General features: G+C 60.9%; 1 protein-coding gene. It reads right to left on the bottom strand.

Translation table 11 applies throughout. From position 1 onward, the window contains the following. The coding region (locus EN786_RS36815; protein ID WP_135910146.1) for a DUF2000 family protein at positions 1–284 on the bottom strand (284 nt) is incomplete at its 3' end. Positions 285–320 lie beyond the last annotated feature (36 nt).

Here is a 320-nt window from a genome sequence, read left to right as displayed (position 1 = left end):
TCGTGGCCGGTCGCGAACATCTCCTCGATATAAGCGGATGTCGTGGCGCCCCGCTCCAATGACCGGCGATGGATCGCGCCCAGCGTCGCCCCATCGGCCGACAGGACGATGACCGGCTGGATCGACATGGGGTTGTAGGTGTTTCCGGCGCGGTCGCGATAGGGCTCGCCGATGATCTCGGGAAATTGCGCGACGATGCCGCTGGTCAGGAAAGCGGTGACGTTGAGCTTCTGCCAGACGGCGAGGTCTTCCCTCAGCACGATTGCAAATTTCGTGTCGAACACCAAATTGAGACTCCGGATGAGGTCCAAGAAGGGCAT

It is taken from the genome of Mesorhizobium sp. M4B.F.Ca.ET.143.01.1.1 (assembly GCF_004792275.1).
GTDB classification, from domain to species: Bacteria; Pseudomonadota; Alphaproteobacteria; order Rhizobiales; family Rhizobiaceae; genus Mesorhizobium; species Mesorhizobium abyssinicae.
The sequence above is the reverse complement of the archived record's forward strand: the minus strand, read 5'-3'. Positions and strand labels throughout refer to the sequence as shown.